At 41.8% G+C, this 6846-nt stretch carries 5 protein-coding genes; 3 read left to right on the forward strand and 2 right to left on the reverse strand.

The features are described 5' to 3' along the window. Positions 1-110: 110 nt before the first annotated feature. Positions 111-1436, reverse strand: a complete 1326-nt coding sequence (locus tag RMZ42_RS33380; protein WP_322675456.1) for an MATE family efflux transporter — start codon at positions 1434-1436, stop codon at positions 111-113. A gap of 415 nt (positions 1437-1851) precedes the next feature. Here RMZ42_RS33380 and RMZ42_RS33385 point away from each other — a divergent pair, with 415 nt between their 5' ends. Beyond that, on the forward strand, positions 1852-2349 hold the full coding sequence (locus tag RMZ42_RS33385; RefSeq protein ID WP_322675457.1) for a DUF6174 domain-containing protein: 498 nt from the start codon (positions 1852-1854) through the stop codon (positions 2347-2349). Between the two features lie 229 nt (positions 2350-2578). On the opposite strand, the gene RMZ42_RS33390 is transcribed toward RMZ42_RS33385, so the two are convergent. Further along, positions 2579-3034, reverse strand: coding sequence for a DUF4288 domain-containing protein (locus RMZ42_RS33390; protein WP_322675458.1), 456 nt, complete (start codon positions 3032-3034; stop codon positions 2579-2581). Between the two features lie 203 nt (positions 3035-3237). Here RMZ42_RS33390 and RMZ42_RS33395 point away from each other — a divergent pair, with 203 nt between their 5' ends. Together RMZ42_RS33395 and RMZ42_RS33400 are read left to right on the forward strand one after the other, a co-directional pair. Then, the gene (locus RMZ42_RS33395; RefSeq protein ID WP_322675459.1) at positions 3238-3603 is read left to right on the forward strand and encodes a hypothetical protein; all 366 of its coding nucleotides are present in this window, start codon (positions 3238-3240) and stop codon (positions 3601-3603) included. A 526-nt stretch (positions 3604-4129) separates the two neighbouring features. Next, entirely contained in the window at positions 4130-6718 is a 2589-nt protein-coding gene (locus RMZ42_RS33400; RefSeq protein ID WP_322675460.1) for a chloride channel protein, read from the forward strand. Positions 6719-6846: the final 128 nt, after the last annotated feature.

Here is a 6846-nt window from a genome sequence, read left to right on the forward strand (position 1 = left end):
TTAGTTGCTTGAGGACTCTTGCCTTTAACTGCATCTGTGTTTATCAAAACAGAATTCTGACTCCTGTTAGCGGATAGCTAAGGTTTAGCCCATTCTGACTCCTGACTTCTTCAATAGTTATTAGTTTTCCTGGTGCTAAACCGCCAAGTTAGGATGATTGCAGCGCTGGCTAAACCAATAGCCAATCCCCACCAAAGACCAATAGCTCCAGACCCCAACGAGATCCCAAAAGTATAACCAGTGAATAAACCAACACACCAATAAGCAAAAAAGCCAATCAACATCGGGATTCGGGTGTCTTTGAGTCCGCGTAATGCTCCTGCGGCAGTAACTTGCACGCCGTCAACTATTTGAAAAATGGCCGCGACTGCTAGCAATTTCACCGCGAGGGCAACCACATCTGCATTGTTCTGATTGTTGATGTCAATATAAAGAGAAATAATCGACTTTGGTACTAGCCAAAATGCAAGGGCTACTACACCCATAGCTAAAGCTGCAATGGCAATGCCTACATATCCAGCTAGACGAGTGCCAACTAAGTCATTCTGTCCGGCTAACTGTCCAACACGAACTGTTGTTGCTAGAGAAATGCCTACTGCCATCTGGAATGACATCGAAATTGTTTGTAAAGCAATTTGATGAGCAGCCAGGGCATTGGTTCCCAATTGTCCAATCAACAAAGTGACAACGGTGAATAGTCCGCCTTCGACCGCAATCAGCCCCCCGATGGGCAATCCAACTTGAAAAATCTCGCCAACGATCCGGCGATGCTCTAGAGGAAAAGCTTCTTGAGACGAAGGTCGAAAAATACCGTAAACTGCAAAGCGAGGCTGATTGTATATATAAACTGCCAAAGTAATAAACATACTCCAAAGTGAAAGCGTGCTTGCCCAACCAATACCAGCTAAACCCAGCGCCGGGAATCCTAGTTTGCCAAACATCAGCACATAGTTAGCTGTAATGTTGAACAGAGTACCCAAGACCACTGTCACTATGATTAATTGCGGTTGCAATAGAGCAGAAAGAAAACTTTTAAGTACTGCAAAGCCCAAACCAGGAATAAAACCCAGTGCGATCGCTCTTAAAAAAATCTCTGTTAGTGCTACTGTGTTAGCATCCTGTCCTAGTAAAAGTAGTAAAGCACCTCCATTGTAAAGCAGCAATGTAATTGGTATTCCTAGCACCAGAGATATCCCTAGTCCAAGCCGGACAATTGTGCCAACTTTTTCTTTATTTCCGGCTCCGTATGCTTGGGCAGCTAACGGACTGACAGCAGAAACGATACCACTAAAAATCAACAGAGAAAAAGTAAAGATAATAGTTCCCAAACCTCCAGATGCAATGGTTTGACTTCCCAACCAGCCCATCATGACCGTATCGACAAAACCAGTTGCAGATTGAGCCACTTGTGCCGCTGCCAAAGGTACGGCTAACATGAGACATTTTTTAACTTCAGAAAACATATACAACTGATAACCCGATGTGAAGAACAAAGGGTTTTTTCAAAATTTAAACCCATGTTCAGGAGATATTGCTCCTGGGAACTTGAATCTATCTTAATAGAGTCAGAGGATTACCGTCACAGTGGTTAGCAGAGCGTTCGGCAGGAAAGATTTAACAAAAGATGAATTGCAAGCAGGTAACGACTAAATTTTCCGTATAGACCATCATTAGTCCAGAAGTGTTTCTAAGGACAAAGGACTTTTGACTAAGGACAACCCTCACTAGTTAATATGCAATTTTCTTTGCGTAATACCTTACCAGCTTTGAGTGTCACAAATAATTTCAATGTTTTGGCAATCATCTTGAAGCTACGTTAAAGTAAGCAGTTGGAGTTAAGAATGGATTTATATGCGCTTACCAATTGCAATTAGTGCTGTTTTAGTGGCATCTTTAGGTTTTAGTGCACCTGTAATATCTCAACCTCCTCCTATACAGGTAGCCACAACCCCCGCGCCTAGTAGTTTAAACTTAGAACAATTTAAGATTAATTACCGATTATGGAAACGGCAAAAAATCTCTAACTATCACTATGAATTCACTAGAAGTTGCAATTGTTTACCTAAAGCCACAGAACCAGTGATTATTAAAGTACGTAATCGAGTCACAAGTTCTATTACTTATAAAGCAACTCAAAAGCCGGCTGAGGCAGAGTTGTTTAAACAATATAATACAATTCCTAAACTCTTTGATATCATTAGGGATGCGCTGATTCGTAAAGCAGCAAACTTGACTGTACAATACGATCCAACACTTGGTTATCCAACTCAAATTAACATTGATTATAATAGCCAGATCGCTGATGATGAAATATTTTTGACAATTAGCAATCTGCAAAAAACTAATTAACTATAGCTAAGGAGAGCATTAGACTTCTTGGCATTTGTGGGGGATAAGGGGCGGGGGTCAAGGGGAAAGGAATAGAATTAATTTCCATTTACCCTTTAACCTTTAACCTTTCTCCGACATCTTGCAAAATTTACTTTTGCAAGATGTCTATTGACGATCCGAACAGCGTATTTATGACGTTAGCTCTATAAAGGTTTAGGATAGCGAATGCACTGTTGGGCTGAAGCATTTAAAGTCTTTCAATAACACCATCGCCACTCATCATTCTTGCGACTTCATCCATAATTTCTTTACTCGTATAGTCTGGCTTAGATGGATCTATTGGTTTTAACGGACGAAAAATAGCTAGCTGAGATTTTGGAGTCAGCATTTGTTGTAATTCGCTTTCACGTATACCAATTTTTTCTTCAAACATCAGTTCAGCACCATGTTCTAATTCATCATGAATTACATCAAGATGCCGTAAGCCTCTATAAGTAAAAATTACAGTTTGATTTTTGGGGTTGAGATATGTGTCGTTACTCTGATAACCAAGTTCTTCGGCTTTCTCAAAAGCATCTTCTGGTGAAGAAGCACGGACAAGAACAATATTTACATGAATAACATTATGTGGATTTCCCTCAACGTTACACTCGATTACCAATTCAGCGATATACCACTCTGCATCCTTTGGAATGTATGTCATTGCTTATAAAAATTAAAACTTTTACTAATAATGCTCAAGCAACTATATTAAGCGATACAACATTGTACTTTATCTGAATGGGAACTGCTATATGTACTTGCAATTACATTTGCGTTCCTCAAGTTTGTGAATTTTGAACTATATAATTACTAAACTTAAGTATTAAATAAAATTATTACCAATAGTTTAGGAAAAGCAAAGACGTGAACCGTTTCAAAAAGCTATCCTCAATTGTGTTCCTGTTATTAGCCTTCATTTATCCACCTACTTTGGTTGAAGCCAAAGAGAACACTCTCAACAATATTTTCAATGAACAGAGTATCGATGCACAGACAAAATTAGTTGGAGAGCAAAGTGAAGAGTTTTTGTTAGCTCACCGACGGACTCGACGACGTTATCATAGACGGCAACGGACTGGAAACTATTACTATCAACGCCAATGGAATCGACGACATTATTATAGACGGCACTATCGCTCTATACGTTATCACGGACAACGATATCGTCATGGAGAATGGGAACTTGTGCGCGATCGCCACGGACGATTAATGTATGATTGGCAGCGTTAATAGTAAATTTAAACTCAATTTTTCTAGAGAATCTTTATGCGTAAATCCTAACGCAAAACCCAAAAACTTTACTCAGTTTTGAATCGTTTCACGGGTTGGCGGAATATCTGTGATGTTAATAAACTTATGATCAATGTTGTTCTATCTGATGCGATAAATGATTACAAAGACGCGATAAATCGCCGTCTCTACAAAAGAATTATTATTGTCGAAACGGCGATTCATCATGTCTCTTACTTTAACCGAACAGTATTGAGAGTTGGCTAATAGCCTATATACCTAGAATTTCACCCCTAAATCACAGAGGACAACTTGAACACAATATTTTTGAAGCGAGAATAGTTCTCCAATAATTCTAAGTATAAAACATTATAAATAACTGTACCCCTACTGCACATATCTATCTTTAGGCATATAAAAATTTCATTCTGATTTCATTTTTTTAGTAAAAGCTATGAATAGGGTGAACGGTAAGACATTTTAGACATTTATATACCTTCATTGATGACAAGCGATCGCTAAAAATATGTTAGTCAAGGGTAAAATTCTCTGGTTGAGGCTTTGGCGTCAGTTGCTTCGACCCAAACGGTTGGCTTTTGTGGAAGCTTGCCTGATTGGTCTAGTTTCTGGGTTAGCGGCAGTTCTATTAGGACAGGCAGTGGATTGGGCAGGTGCATTGCGAGTGCATCTTTCTTACCTTTTACCTGCCTACTTGGTGCTACCAGGTGTTGGATTAATAGGGGGATTTTTAGCTGGTTGGCTAGTAGAGCGCTTCGCACCGGAAGCATCAGGTAGTGGGATGTCTGAAGTCAAAGCCGTATTGGCTCGCGTGCCAATGCCATTAAATCTACGGATTGCTTTGGTTAAGTTAATCGGCGCTACATTAGTGTTGGGTTCGGGAATGCCTTTAGGACGGGAAGGGCCGACTGTGCAAATTGGGGCAGCCTTGGCAAATCAACTTAGTAACTGGGCACCGACTTCACCAGAGCATCGTCGCCAACTCATCGCTGCCGGAGCCGGGGCTGGGTTAGCTGCGGCTTTTAATGCACCGATTGCAGGTGTGCTTTTTGTAGTAGAAGAATTACTCCAAGATGTATCAGGTATTACTCTTGGTACTGCAATTTTGGCTTCTTTCATCGCTTCAGTCATTTCTCGGCTCTATGGTAGTCACAGCCTGGATCTGAATCATCTAAATTTAGGTCTTCCCGATACAACTTTCTTCGCTCAAGAAATCCCTTTCTACTTGATTTTAGGAGTACTGGCGGGACTTCTAGGCATTCTATTTAATAAAGGTATTCTTGAGAGTCTAGCAATTAACCGCCGCCTGCTAAGGTTGAGTTTATCCTGGCGAATTGGAATCGCTGGGTTAGTTAGTGGTGCGGCGATCGCTTTTTTACCTGCTGTCTTTCGCGATCATGCTGGGCTGAGAGAAATTTTGCTTGTGGGCAGTGCTAATTGGTCATTTGCCGCGATCGCTTTTTTAGTTCAGTTTACCCTAATTATTTTTACTTACGGCTCTGGAGCGCCAGGAGGTTTACTAGTTCCTACCTTAGCCTTGGGCGCTGCCCTTGGTTACTTAGTGGGTGCTGTGGAACACAGTTTACTGGGAATGAGTGCTGCCACAGTCTATGCTCATGTCGGCATGGCTGCCTTTTTTAGCGCCGTCTCCAAAGTACCAATTACCGCAGTCGTCATTGTATTTGAGATGACAACAGATTTCAATCTGGTGCTACCGCTCATGATTGCGTCTGTGGTTGCCTATTTAGTAGCGGAAAAAATCGATCGGCGATCGCTCTACGACCTTTTACTAGAGTGGAAAGGAATTCACATCACCAAGGAGCTTAGCACAGAGGGGCTTCTGGCACAACTGAGTGCCGTAGATGTGATGCAACGACGCGTGGAAACTCTCTCTAGCCAAATGAGTACTGATGAAGCAGTACAGGCATTTTCCGACTCTCGCCATCGCAACTTCCCAGTTTTAGAGAATGGTAAAGTTGTTGGTATTGTAACTCAGGAAGATTTAGTTAGTATTGCTTCGCAACAGTCAGGCAAAGATACAACTATCGGCGAGATTATGACACCAGAGCCAGTGACAGTAAATCCCACAGCAACACTGGCTCATGTACTGCATATACTCAATCGTTATCACCTCAGCTGCTTACCCGTTACAGAAAATCGCAAGCTCATAGGAATTATTACTCGTAGTGATATTATCCGTGTAGAAGCAGAGCGACTCAGTGGTAACGAACAAATAGAACGTAAATCAGCACCTTCTTATGTGGTTTACCAAACTCACGCTCCGGCTACAGGCAAAGGAAGATTGTTAGTACCACTTTCACATCCCCAGACAGCCGAGACTTTATTAGACATGGCAGTTGCGATCGCCAAAGATCGCAATTACGAAATAGAATGCTTACAAGTGATTATCGTTTCGTCTAGCCGCATCCCATCGGAAACACCAGTGCAAATCAGCAAAAGTCTTCAACTTTTGCAACGGGCAATACTTTTAGGAGAAGAGTGGCGGATTCCCGTTCATACCGAGATCCGAGTTGCCCATAATGTTGCTGGGGCAATTTTGGAGACTGTCAAAGAACGACACATTGACTTGGTGCTGATGGGATGGAAAGGCAATACATCAACTCCTGGTAGAGTTTTTAGCCGAGTGGTGGATACCATAATTCGACAGGCAGGTTGTGATGTTATCTTGGCTAAATTAGATGATAAAAGATCCTTCGACCGTTGGTTGTTGCCAATGGCAGGCGGCCCTAACTCCAGCCAAGCAATTAAGTTATTACCGGCTCTTGCTTCTTTAAGTACATCACCCCAAATCAAGCTATGCCAAGTTTTCCAGCCGACTAACTCGATTCCTGACACAACATTATTAGATAAATCTGCTCGCTTTCTGCAACGCCGAGTTAGTGGTAAAGTGATGGCCACTCCCGTTCGTGCCAATTCTGTTTCTGAAGCTGTTCTTAATTGTGCAAAACTTGACAACAGTGATGTGATTGTCTTGGGAGCTAGCCGTGAAAGTCTACTGCAACAAGCGATTCAAGGAAATATTGCCGAGAATATTTCTCGCAAGAGTAATTGTACAGTGATTATGGTCAAAACTTAATGTCGAATTACCCCCCTTAATCCCCCCGATGCATTGGCTACGGTGTACACACAAGTTGAATTACCCCCCTCAATCCCCCCTTGTAAAGGCAGGGCTGTTTCATCCCACAAGGGCAAGAAGTTTGTCAA

Source organism: Nostoc sp. DedQUE05, assembly GCF_034530955.1.
Taxonomy (GTDB): domain Bacteria; phylum Cyanobacteriota; class Cyanobacteriia; order Cyanobacteriales; family Nostocaceae; genus Nostoc.

Excerpts from the sequence above, each read along its gene's own strand:
- RMZ42_RS33380 (WP_322675456.1), bottom strand. The coding sequence starts at position 1,436 with ATGTTAGCCGTACCTTTGGCAGCGGCACAAGTGGCTCAATCTGCAACT.
- RMZ42_RS33385 (WP_322675457.1), top strand. The coding sequence starts at position 1,852 with ATGCGCTTACCAATTGCAATTAGTGCTGTTTTAGTGGCATCTTTAGGT.
- RMZ42_RS33390 (WP_322675458.1), bottom strand. The coding sequence starts at position 3,034 with ATGACATACATTCCAAAGGATGCAGAGTGGTATATCGCTGAATTGGTA.
- RMZ42_RS33400 (WP_322675460.1), top strand. The coding sequence starts at position 4,130 with ATGTTAGTCAAGGGTAAAATTCTCTGGTTGAGGCTTTGGCGTCAGTTG.